Annotated in this window: 13 protein-coding genes and 1 pseudogene; 8 read left to right on the top strand and 6 right to left on the bottom strand. The window is 68.2% G+C overall.

Annotation, left to right across the window (positions count from 1 at the left end):
- Nucleotides 1–10: 10 nt before the first annotated feature.
- Nucleotides 11–991: a glycoside hydrolase family 43 protein gene (locus tag ABIB42_RS18245; RefSeq protein WP_184235839.1), complete on the top strand. Its 981-nt coding sequence runs from the start codon at nt 11–13 to the stop codon at nt 989–991.
- Nucleotides 992–1,052: 61 nt separating this feature from the next.
- Here ABIB42_RS18245 and ABIB42_RS18240 read toward each other — a convergent pair whose 3' ends face one another.
- Both ABIB42_RS18240 and ppk2 read right to left on the bottom strand, forming a co-directional pair.
- Entirely contained in the window at nt 1,053–2,021 is a 969-nt protein-coding gene (locus tag ABIB42_RS18240) for a phytanoyl-CoA dioxygenase family protein (RefSeq protein WP_429248759.1), read from the bottom strand.
- A 156-nt stretch (nt 2,022–2,177) separates the two neighbouring features.
- The gene (ppk2, locus tag ABIB42_RS18235) at nt 2,178–3,098 is read right to left on the bottom strand and encodes a polyphosphate kinase 2 (RefSeq protein WP_184235845.1); all 921 of its coding nucleotides are present in this window, start codon (nt 3,096–3,098) and stop codon (nt 2,178–2,180) included.
- A gap of 154 nt (nt 3,099–3,252) precedes the next feature.
- On the opposite strand from ppk2, the gene ABIB42_RS18230 reads away from it, so the two are divergent.
- From ABIB42_RS18230 to htpX, 3 genes are all read left to right on the top strand, one after another.
- Nucleotides 3,253–3,636 (top strand): hypothetical protein, encoded by a 384-nt coding sequence (locus ABIB42_RS18230; protein ID WP_005670470.1) that lies wholly within the window; start codon nt 3,253–3,255, stop codon nt 3,634–3,636.
- 136 nt (nt 3,637–3,772) lie between these two features.
- Nucleotides 3,773–5,356: a TerC family protein gene (locus ABIB42_RS18225; protein WP_273028837.1), complete on the top strand. Its 1,584-nt coding sequence runs from the start codon at nt 3,773–3,775 to the stop codon at nt 5,354–5,356.
- Nucleotides 5,357–5,394: 38 nt separating this feature from the next.
- The gene (htpX, locus tag ABIB42_RS18220; RefSeq protein WP_005670474.1) at nt 5,395–6,270 is read left to right on the top strand and encodes a protease HtpX; all 876 of its coding nucleotides are present in this window, start codon (nt 5,395–5,397) and stop codon (nt 6,268–6,270) included.
- Here htpX and ABIB42_RS18215 read toward each other — a convergent pair.
- Nucleotides 6,267–7,280: a DUF4105 domain-containing protein gene (locus ABIB42_RS18215; RefSeq protein ID WP_429248758.1), complete on the bottom strand. Its 1,014-nt coding sequence runs from the start codon at nt 7,278–7,280 to the stop codon at nt 6,267–6,269. The two genes, htpX and ABIB42_RS18215, sit on opposite strands and share 4 nt — an antisense overlap.
- Nucleotides 7,277–8,653: a uracil-xanthine permease family protein gene (locus ABIB42_RS18210; RefSeq protein WP_429248757.1), complete on the bottom strand. Its 1,377-nt coding sequence runs from the start codon at nt 8,651–8,653 to the stop codon at nt 7,277–7,279. The genes ABIB42_RS18215 and ABIB42_RS18210 overlap by 4 nt, the downstream gene beginning before the upstream one ends.
- Before the next feature lie 100 nt (nt 8,654–8,753).
- Between ABIB42_RS18210 and ABIB42_RS18205 the strand changes: the two genes are divergently transcribed.
- The 4 genes from ABIB42_RS18205 to ABIB42_RS18190 all read left to right on the top strand — a co-directional run bounded on the left by ABIB42_RS18205 (nt 8,754) and on the right by ABIB42_RS18190 (nt 12,281).
- Nucleotides 8,754–10,097 (top strand): MBL fold metallo-hydrolase, encoded by a 1,344-nt coding sequence (locus tag ABIB42_RS18205; RefSeq protein ID WP_429248789.1) that lies wholly within the window; start codon nt 8,754–8,756, stop codon nt 10,095–10,097.
- 53 nt (nt 10,098–10,150) lie between these two features.
- Nucleotides 10,151–10,396 carry a LuxR C-terminal-related transcriptional regulator gene (locus ABIB42_RS18200; RefSeq protein WP_081589997.1) on the top strand — a complete coding sequence of 82 codons (246 nt, stop codon included), beginning with the start codon at nt 10,151–10,153 and terminating at the stop codon, nt 10,394–10,396.
- Complete coding sequence (gene aqpZ, locus ABIB42_RS18195; protein ID WP_005670483.1) at nt 10,390–11,139, top strand: aquaporin Z; 750 nt, start codon at nt 10,390–10,392, stop codon at nt 11,137–11,139. The genes ABIB42_RS18200 and aqpZ overlap by 7 nt, the downstream gene beginning before the upstream one ends.
- Nucleotides 11,140–11,375: 236 nt before the next feature.
- Nucleotides 11,376–12,281 (top strand): PLP-dependent cysteine synthase family protein, encoded by a 906-nt coding sequence (locus ABIB42_RS18190; protein WP_429248756.1) that lies wholly within the window; start codon nt 11,376–11,378, stop codon nt 12,279–12,281.
- A gap of 2 nt (nt 12,282–12,283) precedes the next feature.
- Here the strand turns inward: ABIB42_RS18190 and ABIB42_RS18185 are convergent, their stop codons facing one another.
- Entirely contained in the window at nt 12,284–12,973 is a 690-nt protein-coding gene (locus ABIB42_RS18185; RefSeq protein ID WP_005670486.1) for a trimeric intracellular cation channel family protein, read from the bottom strand.
- Between the two features lie 83 nt (nt 12,974–13,056).
- A pseudogene (locus ABIB42_RS18180) lies at nt 13,057–13,881 on the bottom strand (alpha/beta fold hydrolase).
- Nucleotides 13,882–14,090 lie beyond the last annotated feature (209 nt).

Genomic DNA, 14,090 nt, shown 5'->3' with positions numbered 1-14,090 from the left:
AGGAGAGACGATGCAGCGAACCTACCAGAACCCGGTATATCCGCACCCCATGGCCGATCCCTTCGTGCTCAGGCACGAGGGCGTCTACTATGCCTACGGCACCGCTCCCGCCGGCGCCGACGGCCGCCAGGTCCCGGTGCTGCGCTCGAACGACCTGGTCGCGTGGGAGTCGTTGGGCCATGCGCTGGCGCCGAACGGCGACACCGACTACTGGGCGCCCGAGGTGGCCTGTCACGAAGGCCGTTTCTACATGTACTACTCGTCGGGGAGCGCGCCCGAGGGAACCGACCAGCGGCTGCGGGTAGCGCTGGCGGATCACCCGGCAGGCCCCTTCGTCGACAGCGGCGCGCTGCTCGTGCCGGACCAGCCGTTTTCCATTGACGCCCATCCTTTCCGCGACCGCGACGGCCAGTGGTATTTGTTCTACTGCGTCGATTTCCTGGAGCCCGACGGTGACCAGCGGGTCGGCACCGGGATCGTGGTCGACCGCCTGCTCGACATGCGCACGCTGGCCGGGGAGCCGCGCGTGGCGGTGCGGCCGCACCACGACTGGCACCTGTTTCGCAAGGGCCGCCAGATCCATGGGGCGGTGCGCGACTGGCACACGGTGGAGGGCGCCGCGGTGCAGGCGCGCGACGGCGTCATCTACTGCTTCTACAGCGGCGGCGCCTGGGAGCGCGAGAACTACGGCATCAGCTGGGTGACGGCCGACCATCCGCTCGGCCCCTACCGCCGTCCGGCGGGCGGCACGGATGCGCTCCTGATGCGCAGCCGTCCGGGACTCGTCGTCGGCCCCGGACACAACAGCTTCACCAGTTCGCCCGACGGCAGCGAGAGCTGGATCGTGTATCACGCCTGGGACGTCGGCCAGAGCGCGCGCCGGATGTGCATCGACCGCCTGGAGTGGGATGGCGGGCGGCCGTTCACGGATGGCCCGAGCTCGACGCCGCAGGCCGCGCCTTCAGTGGACGCAGGCGACGTCGGCATATAGGCGCCCCCGGGCGCGTGCTTGCCCACGGCGGCGCGCCCGTCGCTGCCCGCGTCGTGCATGGTCAGATCCATTGCACCGGATGGTCCAGGGTATCGGGCAGGTAGGTCAGGTATTGCACCATGCGCGGCAGCGCGCCGCGGTTCGGCGTGGCGCAATGGGGCAGCGCCTGGTGCCACAGGATGAAGTCGCCGGCCTGGCCCGGCACCGGCGCCGGCTCGAGGTCGCGCTGCGCCCAGTCGCGTGGATGCACGCCCGCCGGCACGCGCGCCAGCCAGTCGGGAAGGCGCCGGTGAAAGCCGGGAACGCAGTGGAAGGCGCCATCGAGCGGCCCGCAATCGCCGAGGTACAGCAAACCCTGCAAGCGGAACGGCATCGGCAGGCTCAGGCTTGCGTCCCAATGCAGCGGGCTGCCGTGGAAACGCCAGGAGCCCGACTCGGGCGGGTTGAAGCTGACCTTGTCGATCGACGGATAGATCGCCGTGGCGCCATACAGTTGTTCGCAGACCCGGCGCACCAGCGGCGCTGCGCGGTTGGCGGCCAGCGCAGGATGGTCGTAGAAGTCGAGCATCATGCCGCGCTTGCCGGGATGCTCGCGATACCAGGAACCGGGATCGTCGGCGCTGGCCCCGAGAAAATCCCAGATCGCCTGGCGCGCCGCATCGCACTGCGCGCGCGGCACGACGCCCGGCAGCACGAGGTAGCCATGGCGGTCCCAGAATTGCCGCTGGTCCGCCGACAGCGGGCCGCCGTCCGCGTACGCGGTTGGGTCGGGGGCGGCAGGTGGTGGGCGGCCGTGCTCCAGCAACCAGGACTGGAACGCTGCGCGGCCGGGGCGCTCGTGATACAGAAACTGCAGAGCGGTCTCGATCGAGATGCCGCGCCGGTACAGTGCCCGCACCTGGCGCTGCCAGTCCGGCCCGCTGGCCGGGCCATGCATGCCGACGCTGTTCTCCCGCAACGCTTCGAGCGCGGCCTCGTCGTCGTCCAGCTGAGTACAACAATTTGTCTCGAGATACTCTTGCAAGGTCATCAGTCCAGTCCAGGAAGTCCCGTCCCACCCCGCCAGCGCCGTCGGCGCAACGGGATGGCCACGCAGCAAGTCGATCTGAAGCTTAGCAAAAAAAAACAGTTCCGGGACAGGAAATCGTCGACCCGCTTTACAAGCCTGCTGCGTGCCGGCCGGTGCCTAGAACACTTCCGGCACGATGATCTCCGGCGGCACTGGCCGCCGCACGTAATCGTCGTGATATTCGCGTTGAGGCAGCTCGATCGCCGGCCGCTCGACCTCGACGTAAGGCATCTGCTGGAGCAGGTGATGGATGCAGTTCAGGCGGGCCCGCTTCTTGTCGACCCCTTGCACCACCCACCAGCGCGCCTCCGGGATATGGGTGCGCTCGAGCATGATTTCCTTGGCCCGCGTGTATTCTTCCCAGCGCCGGCGCGATTCCAGGTCCATCGGGCTCAGTTTCCACTGTTTCAGTGGATCGTGGATGCGGCTCAGGAAGCGTGCGTTCTGTTCCTCGTCCGAGATCGAGAACCAGTACTTGATCAGCTGGATGCCGGAGCGCACCAGCATGCGTTCGAACTCCGGCACGGTCTGGAAGAATTCCTCGTACTGGGCGTCGGTGCAGAAGCCCATCACGCGTTCGACCCCGGCGCGGTTGTACCAGCTGCGGTCGAACAGCACGATCTCGCCCGCCGCCGGCAGGTGCGACACGTAGCGCTGGAAATACCACTGGGTGCGCTCGCGGTCGTTCGGCGCCGGCAGCGCCGCCACCCGGCACACGCGCGGATTGAGGCGCTGGGCGATGCGCTTGATGACGCCGCCCTTGCCGGCGGCGTCGCGCCCCTCGAACAGGATCACGACCTTGTGGCCGGTGTGCACGACCCAGTCCTGCAGCTTGACCAGCTCGGCCTGCAGGCGGAACAGCTCATGGAAATACTGGCGCCGGGCTTCTTTCTCCTGCTCGCTGCGGGTGGGCGTGGGCAGCAGCGTGTCGGAATCGAGGTCGCGGTCGTCGAGTTCCAGTTCGAGCTCTTCGTCGTAGCTGTCGGTGAGGTCGCGCTGCACGCGCTGGTTGAGGTCGGTGGATTGGGCGGCAGGCATGGCGGCCTCCTCTGGAAACGGATGTTGGACGGTGAACGATCCATTCCAGTCTAGCGTCGTTCCGTGTCACCGGCATGACGGCGTCCTGCTGCATGAGCGGAACGGAGCTGAAGCGACATGCTATACTGGCGCCGTTCCGACTCTCGCACCGTATATGAGACGATTTTTCGTCATCTGCCTGACCCTGTTGCTCCCCCTGAACATGTTTGCCCTGGCCATGGCCGCATCCGCGATGCAGCCCGCCGCAGCGACGGAACACGTCACACCTTCCGAAGTCCTCATCCACACGGCTGCGCTCGAGACCGATGCCGCCGTGCCGCTGTTCGCCGACGCCTACCTGGCGGGCGGCTACGATTGCCAATCCGCCTGCGACATCGATCCCGATGAACCGCCGGCCGGCGCCGACGTCCACGACTCCGTGCACGAAGAGCTCGGCCTGCAGCTGTCCGGCCTGCCGGGCGGGGCGATCGCGCCCCGGTCGCCGCCGCGCGCCAACCATTCCTCGTTCCCGCCGCTAAAACCCCCGCGCGAGGCCTGAAGGCCTGCCTTCGCCGCAGTCGCGGCGCCCCTGGCCGATCACGATCCTTGCATCGCGACGCGCGTCGATCCGACCGCGCCGCCGTGCCCGCGATCGCGGCCGCGACACACTTTTAGCAAAATAACGAGGTAACACCATGGAATGGCTATTCGACCCGGCAATCTGGGCGGGTCTGCTCACACTCGTTGTCCTGGAAATCGTCCTGGGCATCGACAACCTGATCTTCATCGCGATCCTGGCCGACAAGCTGCCGCCGCACCAGCGCGACAAGGCGCGCCTGATCGGCCTGACCCTGGCCATGCTGATGCGCCTGGGCCTGTTGACCATCGTGTCCTGGCTGGTGACGCTGACCACGCCGCTGTTCGCGCTGGGACCGTGGTCGCCCTCGGGGCGCGACCTGATCCTGCTGCTGGGCGGCGTGTTCCTGCTGTTCAAGGCCACGGTCGAGCTGCACGAGCGCCTGGAAGGCGTGACCCGCGTCCATACCCAGTCGAAGGTGTATGCCAGCTTCGGCGCCGTGGTGGCGCAGATCGTGGTGCTGGACGCCGTGTTCTCGCTCGACGCCGTGATCACCGCGGTCGGCATGGTCGACGAACTGGGCGTCATGATGGCGGCCGTGATCATTTCGATCGGCGTCATGATCCTGGCGTCCAAGCCGCTGACCCGCTTCGTCAACGCGCATCCGACCGTGGTCGTGCTGTGCCTCTCCTTCCTGCTGATGATCGGCCTGTCGCTGGTGGCCGAGGGCCTGGGCTTCCACATCCCGAAAGGCTATCTGTACGCGGCGATCGGCTTCTCGATCCTGATCGAGACCCTGAACCAGTTCGCGCGCCGTAACTTCCTCAAGAACGAGGCGCGCCTGCCGCTGCGCGACCGCACCGCCGACACCGTGCTGCGCCTGATGGGCGGCAAGCGGCGCCAGGATGCCGAGCCGGACGGCCAGGACGAGCAGATCGACGAGGCGCAGGCCTTCGGCGTCGAGGAGCGCAATATGGTCAGCGGCGTGCTGACCCTGGCCGACCGCTCGATCCGCTCGATCATGACGCCGCGCTCCGAGATGTCCTGGGTTAACCTCGACGACGAGGCCGACGCCATCCTGCGCCAGCTGCAGGAGTCGCCGCACAGCCGGATGCCGGTCGGCCGCGGCCAGCTCGACAACCTGGTCGGCATCGCCCGCACCAAGGACCTGATCAGCCAGCTGGTGCTGCAGGCGCGCATCGACGACGTGGTCGACGACGGCAATGGCGCCACTGGACCAATCCGCAAGCCGATCCTGCTGCCCGATACCGCCGGCGTGCTCAAGGCCATGGATACGCTCAAGCGCGCCCACGGCCAGCTGGTGCTGGTGACCGACGAATTCGGCATCGTCCAGGGCCTGTTGACCCCGGTCGACATCCTGGAAGCGATCGCCGGCGAGTTCCCCGACGAGGACGAGCAGCTGGCGATCCAGCCCAAGGGGCCCGGCGAGTGGGAAGTCATCGGCACCGCCGACCTGCACCAGCTGGAGCAGGTGCTGGAGACCGGGGGGCTGGTCAGCAGCGACGACGACTACACCTCGCTGGCCGGCTTCCTGCTGGCGCGCTTCGAGAGCTTGCCGGAGCCGGGCCAGGAGATCGAGATCGACGGCCTGCGCTACCGCATCCTGAGCGTCGAGGAGCGCCGCATCGCCAGGGTGCTGGTCCGGCGTATCGCGGCCGACGATGCCGCGCAGGCCGCCTGAACCCGTTTTTTTACCGTAACCGTACCAAGAAGGACATCATGAAACGTACTCTGTTGTTTATCGCGACCAACCTGGGCATCATGCTGGTGCTGGGCATCACCGCCAGCCTGCTGGGCGTCAACCGCTTCCTCACCTCGAACGGCCTGGACCTGCCCAAGCTGCTGATGTTCGCCGGCCTGATGGGCTTTGGCGGCGCCTTCATCTCGCTGCTGCTGTCCAAGCCGATCGCCAAATGGTCGACCGGCGCCCGCGTCATCGCCCAGCCTTCCAACCCGACCGAGCAGTGGCTGCTGAACACGGTGGCGGCCCAGGCCCAGCGCGCGGGCATCGGCATGCCTGAAGTGGCGATCTACGAGGGCGAACCGAACGCCTTCGCCACCGGCGCGACGAAGAACTCGTCGCTGGTCGCGGTGTCGACCGGCCTGCTGCAGTCGATGACCGAGCAGGAAGTCGAAGCCGTGCTGGCCCACGAGGTGGCCCACATCGCCAACGGCGACATGGTCACGCTGACCCTGATCCAGGGCGTGGTCAACACCTTCGTGATCTTCCTGGCGCGCATCGTCGGCTACTTCGTGGACGGCTTGCTGCGCAAGAATGACGAGGAAAACACCGGCCCCGGCATCGGCTACATGGTCACCGTGATCGTGTGCGAGATCGTGTTCGGCATCCTGGCCAGCATCATCGTGGCCTGGTTCTCGCGCCAGCGCGAGTTCCGCGCCGACCGCGGCGCCGCCAGCATCATGGGCCAGCCGCAGCCGATGATCGCGGCGCTGCGCCGCCTGGGCGGCATGGCCGAAGGCGAGCTGCCGAAGAACATGAGCGCGTTCGGCATCTCGGGCAAGGGCGGCGCGCTGGCGCTGTTCTCCAGCCATCCGCCGATCGAGGAGCGGATCGCGGCCCTGCAGGCGCGCTAATCGTTCGGGGCGATGCCCGGCACGCCGGCGCGGATGGCGCGTGAATAGTCGTCGGCGTCGCGGTCGGACTTGCGGGCGCGGGCATTGATGTGGCCGCGTTCGCGCAGCATCGCATACGGCAGGCCCGGGGTAAGCGCGCCCTGGTCGTAGGCATACTCGGCGAAATGGCCGGAGGCCAGCAGCCGGTAGTCGAGCGGCAGCGTCGGGTCGATATGGCGCGCCAGCTCGAACAGGATCGTGGTGCAGTTGCTGGTCAGGGTGTTGTAGAACTCGGGCTGGCCGCGCAGCCGTTCGGCGCGCGCCAGGTAGTCGAGCAGCACCGAGCGCAGCTGCGCCGGCGTCGCGCGCAGCCGGTACAGGTAGACCTGCTCGCCGCGCGCATTGCTGCGCGTGCGGATCAGGTCGCGCTCGTCGGCGGCGACGATCACCTGCTCGAACTTGCGGAAAAATCCGCCGAGCGCCGAGAACGTTTCGTCGCGTTCCTTGCGGATCTCGAGCGAGAACACCAGTCGCTGGCCGTCGCTGAAGCCGAACGACACCAGCGTGTGGGCGATGTGCGGCCCCATCCAGTACGACAGGATCAGGTCGGCCGATTCGAGGCGCGACAGGTCGTAGCGCCGCGTTTCCCAGCGCGGCGTGTAGTCGGTCTCGGTGCGCCACTCGAAGGCGCGCACATTGCGCAGTTCCAGGCGGTCGCCGTCCACCGTCGATTCCAGCAGGCGCGCCACGTCGTCGGCCCATGGACGATCGTGCGACGGCGCGAGCGACTGCCACCATCCCAGCATCGCGAGCGCCGCCAGCGCGCCGGCCAGCAGCAGCCTGCGTTCGTGCCGCCAGCCCGGCGTGCGCGCCAGGACCAGCGCCACGGCCAGGCCGAGCAGGGTCCAGGCGCCGCCCAGGGCCAGCGCGAGCGCCGGCGCCAGCTGGAACCACAGCGCGAGCGCGCCCCAGGCCGTCGCGGCCACGACCGCCAGCGCCGCCAGGCTCCTGGCCAGCCGCTTCCAGTTCACCGCGCTTCCTTCGCCGCCGCCGGCTCGGGCAAGAACCAGTTCAGCAGCAGCGCGCACAGGCCGCCGGTGGCGACGCCGGATTCGAGCACATTGCGCACCGCGCCCGGCATATGGGCCAGGAATTCGGGCACCTGGGACACGCCCAGCCCCAGCGCCAGCGAGACCGCGATCACCAGGAGCGCGCGGCGGTCGAGGGTGACGCTGGCCAGGATGTTGATGCCGGCCGCGGCGACCGCGCCGAACATGACCATGGCGGCGCCGCCCAGCACCGGTTCGGGCACCGCCTGGATCACGCCGGCGACCGCGGGAAACAGGCCCAGGATCACCAGGAACAGGGCGATCCACATGCCGACGTGGCGGCTGGCGATGCCGGTCAGCTGGATCACGCCGTTGTTCTGGGCGAAGATCGAACTCGGGAAGGTGTTGAACATGCCGGCCAGCAGGGAGTTGGCGCCGTTGACCAGCACCCCGCCCTTGATGCGCGCCATCCACAGCGGCCCTTCGACCGGCTGGCGCGAGACCTTGCTGGTGGCCGTCACGTCGCCGATCGCCTCCAGCGAGGTGACCAGGTAGATGACGATCATCGGGATGAACAGCGACCACGAAAAGCCCAGGCCGAAGTGCAGCGGCGTGGGCACCTGGAACAGCGGCGCCTCGTGCATGCCGCTGAAGTCCAGACGCCCCATCCAGCCGGCCAGCGCATAGCCGACGCCGAGTGCGATGACGATGGCGGCGCTGCGCATCCAGACCACCGGCGCCCGGTTCAGGATCACGATGATGGCCAGCACCACGCCGGACAGCAGCAGGTTCTCGCCGTTGGCGAAGCTGCCGCCCGCCATGGCCGCGTAGCCACCGCCCATGCTGATCAGGCCGACCTTGATCAGGGTGAGGCCGATCATCAGCACCACGATGCCCGTCACCAAGGGCGTGATCAGGCGCTTGACGAAGGGCAGCACGCGCGAGACGCCCATCTCGATGAAGGAGCCGGCCACCACGACGCCGAAGATCGCCGCCATCACCGCCTCCACCGGCGTGCCCTGCTTGACCATCAGGGCGCCGCCGGCGATCAGCGGGCCGACGAAATTGAAGCTGGTGCCCTGCACGATCAGGAGGCCCGCGCCGAACGGACCGAAGCGGCGGCATTGCACGAAGGTGGCGATGCCGGAGACGACCAGCGACATCGAGACGATCAGGTTGGTGTCGCGGCTCGAAACGCCCAGCGCCTGGCAGATCAGCAGGCCCGGCGTGACGATGGGGACGATGATGGCCAGCAGGTGCTGCAGGGCGGCCAGCATGCCGAGCAGCGGGGGCGGGCGGTCGTCGAGGCCGAGGATCAGTTCCGGGTGGGTCTGCTGGGAGTGCGGTGTCGACATGGGGACGGCTGGCTGAGTAAAGAGGCGATTCTACAGGCAGACGGGCGGCGCGGGCGGCCGGCGTTGTAGAATGCCCCCTTTCACGGGGAGAGAGCAGGGCATGGCGGAGCTGACGATATCGAGGATCCTGCACGCGGGGTATGTCTTCGAGTGCGAGGGCAGGCGCATCGCCTTCGACCCCATCTTCGAGAACCCGTTCAGCCGCAACTGCCATGCCTTCCCCGACGTGCGCTTCGACCTGGAGGCCATCCGGCGCCAGCGCTTCGACGCCGTGTTCATCTCGCACTTCCACGACGACCACTGCTCGCTCGACAGCCTCGACCTGCTGGAGCGCGCGACGCCGATCCACCTGTATTGCCAGTTCGGGGCGCTGTTCGACATGCTGCGCCAGCTGGGGTTCACCAACGTCCACGCGCTGGCCCTGGACCGGGCGGTCGAGGTCGGGCCGTTCACGGTGATCGCGCGCGAGGCGATGGATATCGACGTCGACTCGATGTTCCAGGTGCGCGCCGCCGGCATGAACGTGCTGAACGTGGTCGACTCCTGGATCGACGACGACACGCTGGGCCAGCTGGTCGCGCAGGGGCCATGGGACATAGTGCTGTGGCCGTTCCAGACGATGCGCGAGCTCGAGGTGCTGGCGCCGTCGCGCCACGCCGCGGCGCCGCCCGGCCTGCCCGAACAGTGGCTGGTCCAGCTGCGCGCGCTGGCGCCGCGCTACATCGTGCCGAGCTCCTGCCAGTTCCGGCAGGAGCCGTGGTCCTGGTATAACCGCGCCTTCTTCCCGATCTCCTACGCCCGCTTCGCGCACGAGGTGGGAGCGGCCTTGCCGGAGGCGCGGGTGGTGCGCCTGAACCCCTCGGTGTCGGTGCGGCTCGACGCCGCCGGCCTGCACCCGGCGCCGCCGCTGGCGTGGGTCGTTCCGGTGGGCGAGCAGGACGTCGACTACGCCTATGCCGGCAATGCCGCGCCCCCGTCCACGGGCGAGATCGCGCGCCATTTCGCGCCGTTGAACGCGCAGGAGCAGGCGCGCGTGGCCGAGTACTGCCGCCGGGAGCTGGTGGCCAGGTATGGCGACATCGAAGCCGGGTCGGTGTATTTCGACCGGCCCCGCATCTGGCGCTTGTCGCTGTTCGACCATGCCGGCCAGGCCTGCCACTATCACTATCGCCTTGAAGGCGACAGCGCGGAACTGCTGGACGGCGCCGCCGGCCCGCTCGGCTGGAGCACCGAGGTCCCGGCCGCCAAGCTGTATGCGGCGCTCGAGCTGGGCGAGTCGCTGACCTCGATGTACATGCGCATCAATGACGAGCGCTTCGCGCCGGATGCCGAGCGCGAACTGATGGATGCCGACGTGGTCGACGATCCCTTGATCCGCTGCCTGTTCGGCGATACCTTCGGCGCCTACCAGGCGGCCCAGCTGCGCCGCCTGCTGGCGCGCTAGCTCACTCGCCCACCGCGCTCGACGCCACCCGGGCCAGCGACTGGCCATGGGGGTTGCTGACGCTGTGCGAGACCAGGATGTCGACCGGCGTCGGGATCGCCGAAAAGACCATCAAGGTGCACCGCGCCCGGGTCATGGAAAAGATGGGCGCCACGTCGCTGGCCCAGCTGGTGCGCGAGACCCTCGAACTCGAGGCGGGCGCGGTGTTCGCTGCCGACGGCGTGGACAGCGCAGGATGGCGATCCGCAGGCGCGCGCCGTACGTGCGCCCGGCACGATGGGGGAGGAGCGTCATGTTGAACAAACTCTTGGCCGAATTCATCGGCACATTCTGGCTGGTGCTGGGCGGCTGCGGCAGCGCCGTGCTGGCCGCCACCTTTCCCGAGGTCGGCATCGGCCTGACCGGGGTCTCGCTGGCCTTCGGCCTGACCGTCCTGACGGCGGCCTATGCGCTCGGCCCGATCTCGGGCGGCCATTTCAATCCCGCCGTGTCGGTGGGCCTGTGGGCCGGCGGACGCTTCCCGGCGCGCCACCTGGCGCCCTACGTCGTGGCGCAGGTGGTCGGCGCCGTGCTGGCCGCGGCCCTGATCTATGTGATCGCGAGCGGCAAGGCGGGCTTCGACGTCCAGGCCGGCTTCGCGGCGAATGGCTATGGCGAGCACTCGCCGGGCGGCTATTCGCTCGGCGCGGCCTTGGTGTGCGAACTGGTGATGAGCTTCATGTTCGTGCTGGTGGTGCTGGGCGCGACCCATCAGCGGGCGCCGGTCGGGTTCGCCGGCATCGCGATCGGCCTGGCCCTGGCCCTGGTGCACCTGATCAGCATCCCGGTGACGAACACCTCGGTCAACCCGGCGCGCAGCACCGGCCCGGCGCTGTTCGTCGGCGGCTGGGCGATGGCCCAGCTGTGGCTGTTCTGGCTGGCCCCCTTGCTCGGCGGTGCGCTGGCCGGGGTGCTGTACCGCAAGGTGCTGCAGCGCGAACCGGTCGAGCCGTCGGTTACCGGCCAGCTGGAACCGGGCCTCGGTCTCGGGGCGCGCACCTGACTTGCTCTCGCTTCTGCTCTCACTTCCGCTCTCACTTTTTAGCCTCGGGGAAATAGCGCCGAAAATATTCCTGACATTGACGCAGATTAAGCACTACAATCGTCATGCATCCTGTTATGACGATGCACCGTCAGCGCCCGCCCTTGTGCGGGCGCTTGTTCGTTGTGCCTCGCATGCAGCTGGCATATCCGCCCCGGCGGATATGGCATCGCGGGTCTGGCTCGAAAGGAAGCGGCGTGCAATCCGAGATCAAGTCATCTGTCATGGAAGCGATCGGCAACACCCCGGTGGTCAGGCTCGGCCGCGTGTTCGCGACGGCCAATGTGGTGGCGAAGCTGGAATTCATGAATCCCGGCGGCAGCATCAAGGACCGCATGGTGCGGGCGATGCTGCGCAAGTTGCCGCCGGAGGCCGGGCGCGTGGTCGAGGCGTCTTCCGGCAACACCGGCGCGGCCCTGGCGATGGCCAGCGCCGTGCTCGGCCTGGACTGCGAGGTCGCCGTCCCGGTCGCCACCAGCCGTGAAAAGATCCGGCGCATCGAAGCCTATGGCGCCACGGTGCGCGTATGCGACGCCGAACGCGGCCCGGACTACCAGGAGACGGCCCTGGACATCGCGCGCCAGGGCGGCGCCCACCACCTCGACCAGTATCGCTCGAGCCTGAACAGCCAGGCGCACTACGGCGACACCGCCCCCGAGCTGTGGTCGCAGATGAAGGGCGAGATCGACGTCTTCGTGTGCGGCGTCGGCTCGGGCGGGACGATCTCGGGCATCGGGCGTTACCTGAAGGAGCGCGATCCGTCGATCCGCGTGATCGGGGTCGAACCGCTGGATTCGGCCTACCGGAAGCTGGTGACCGACCTGCCGGCGAACGGCGAATTCTCCAGCGCGATCGAGGGCGTCGGCAAGGGCTGTCCGTCGCCCGTGTTCGATCCGAGGGTGGTCGACGACGTGGTCCAGGTGCCGGACGAAGAAGCGCTGGCCTGGATCCACCGGCTGGCGCGCGAAGAGGGCATCCTGGCCGGCGGTTCGAGCGCCTGCGTGGCGGCGGGGATCGCCCGCCTGCTGCCGCAACTGGGCAATGCCCGTGTGGTGACGATCTTTCCGGACTCCGGCGCGTTCTACCTGTCGAAGTATTTCTAGGCTCAGCGGCCGTCGCGGCCGGCGTCCTTGTCTGCCTCCGCCGGTTCCGGCGCGCGCGCCGTCGGCAGGTGCCAGCCGTAGCGGATGGCGGCCAGGCGCAGGCCGAAGCACAGGGCGGCGCCGGCCAGCGCGGTCGGGGTGCTGGGCAGCCCCAGGGCGTCACCAAGCACCACCACGGTGGCCCCGGCCAGGGCGGCGACGGCGTAGATGTCCGACCTGAACACGGCCGGCACGTTCGACAGCAGCACGTCGCGCGCGACGCCGCCGCCGATGCCGGTCAACATGCCGAGCAGCGCCGCCATCACCGGCTCCAGGCCGAACACCAGCGCCTTCTGGGCGCCGGCGACGCAGAACAGGGCCAGCCCGGCGCCGTCGAACACCAGCACCGGGTGGCGCAGGCGGTGCACGGCGGGCGACCAGAAGAAGATCGCCACCCCGGCCAGCAGCGACACGCCCAGGTAGCGCCAGTCGGTGAAGGCGGCCGGCGGCGTGGCGCCGATCAACAGGTCGCGCACGATGCCGCCCGAGGTGGCGGCGACGAAGGACAGCACCAGCACGCCGAACAGGTCGAGCTGGCGCCGCAGTCCGGCGGTGGCGCCGCTCAGGGCGAACACGAAGGTGCCGACCAGGTCGAGCGTCAGCACCAGGGTCTTCATGGCGGCGCCCATGTCGAGGGCGGAAACGGGGAACACGGCGTACCTCTGAACATGAATGGTGCAATCCGCACCGAGGATGCGGATTCTATAGCACCGCGCCGATCCGCGCCCGTCAATGCTCAGCCGCGCACGAAGGCCAGCAGGTCGGCATTGACCTGGTCCTTGTGGGTGTCGGTCAGGCCGTGCGGCGCGCCCGGATACACGATCAGCTGCGCGTGCGGCACCAGGCGCCTGGAGGCGCGTCCGGCGGCGTCGATCGGCACGACCTGGTCGTCGTCGCCGTGGATGATCAGGGTCGGGATCGTGAATTTCTTCAGGTCTTCGGTGAAGTCGGTCTCCGAGAACGCCTTGATCGAGTCGTAGGTGTTCTTGTGGCCGCCCAGCATGCCCTGCATCCACCACGACTGGATCAGCCCTTGCGAGACCTTCGCTCCTGGCCGGTTGAAGCCGTAGAACGGGCCGCTCGGGATGTCCAGGTAGAACTGGGCGCGGTCGGCCAGCTGGCTGGCGCGCAGGCCGTCGAACACCTCGCGCGGCAGGCCGCCCGGATTGGCCTCGGTCTTGAGCATCAGCGGCGGCACCGCCGAGATCAGGCCGGCCTTGGCGATGCGTGCGGTGCCGTGGCGGCCGATATAACGCGCCACTTCGCCGCCGCCCGTCGAAAAGCCGAACAGCACCGCGTCCCTGACGTCCAGGTGGTCGAGCAGCTCGGCCAGGTCGTCGGCGTAGTGGTCCATGTCGTTGCCGTCCCACGGCTAGCTCGAGCGACCGTGGCCGCGGCGGTCGTGGGCGATGCAGCGGTAGCCCTGGCCGGCGAGGAAGATCATCTGCGATTCCCAGCTGTCCGAGTTCAACGGCCAACCGTGGCAGAACACGATGGGCTGGCCGCTGCCCCAGTCCTTGTAATAGAGTTCGACGCCTTCCCTGGTGGTGTAGATGGCCATGTGGGTTTCTCCTTGGTATGAATGGTGGTGAACGGGAAAAGTGGGCGACTGGGCTTGCCGCGCCTGCAACACTGAGTAGACGCGAATTCACACCGCGGCGATACCTGTCAGAAGCCCCCGGTGTCAGAATAGTTGTCGCGTCACCTGATGAAGTAAATACCAACCGGGGACGGGCAAGAGAGATCGTGTGAAGCAGTATTCAGCAGAAC

It is taken from the genome of Massilia sp. UYP32, assembly GCF_050434365.1.
Taxonomy (GTDB): Bacteria; Pseudomonadota; Gammaproteobacteria; order Burkholderiales; family Burkholderiaceae_D; genus Telluria; species Telluria timonae.
This window is presented reverse-complemented; position numbering and strand designations above follow the sequence as displayed.

Bases quoted from the DNA above. Each gene is read 5' to 3' on its own strand.
- ppk2 (WP_184235845.1), bottom strand. From the start codon at position 3,098: ATGCCTGCCGCCCAATCCACCGACCTCAACCAGCGCGTGCAGCGCGAC.
- aqpZ (WP_005670483.1), top strand. From the start codon at position 10,390: ATGTTGAACAAACTCTTGGCCGAATTCATCGGCACATTCTGGCTGGTG.
- ABIB42_RS18205 (WP_429248789.1), top strand. From the start codon at position 8,754: ATGGCGGAGCTGACGATATCGAGGATCCTGCACGCGGGGTATGTCTTC.
- ABIB42_RS18225 (WP_273028837.1), top strand. From the start codon at position 3,773: ATGGAATGGCTATTCGACCCGGCAATCTGGGCGGGTCTGCTCACACTC.
- ABIB42_RS18230 (WP_005670470.1), top strand. From the start codon at position 3,253: ATGAGACGATTTTTCGTCATCTGCCTGACCCTGTTGCTCCCCCTGAAC.
- htpX (WP_005670474.1), top strand. From the start codon at position 5,395: ATGAAACGTACTCTGTTGTTTATCGCGACCAACCTGGGCATCATGCTG.
- ABIB42_RS18240 (WP_429248759.1), bottom strand. From the start codon at position 2,021: ATGACCTTGCAAGAGTATCTCGAGACAAATTGTTGTACTCAGCTGGAC.
- ABIB42_RS18245 (WP_184235839.1), top strand. From the start codon at position 11: ATGCAGCGAACCTACCAGAACCCGGTATATCCGCACCCCATGGCCGAT.
- ABIB42_RS18210 (WP_429248757.1), bottom strand. From the start codon at position 8,653: ATGTCGACACCGCACTCCCAGCAGACCCACCCGGAACTGATCCTCGGC.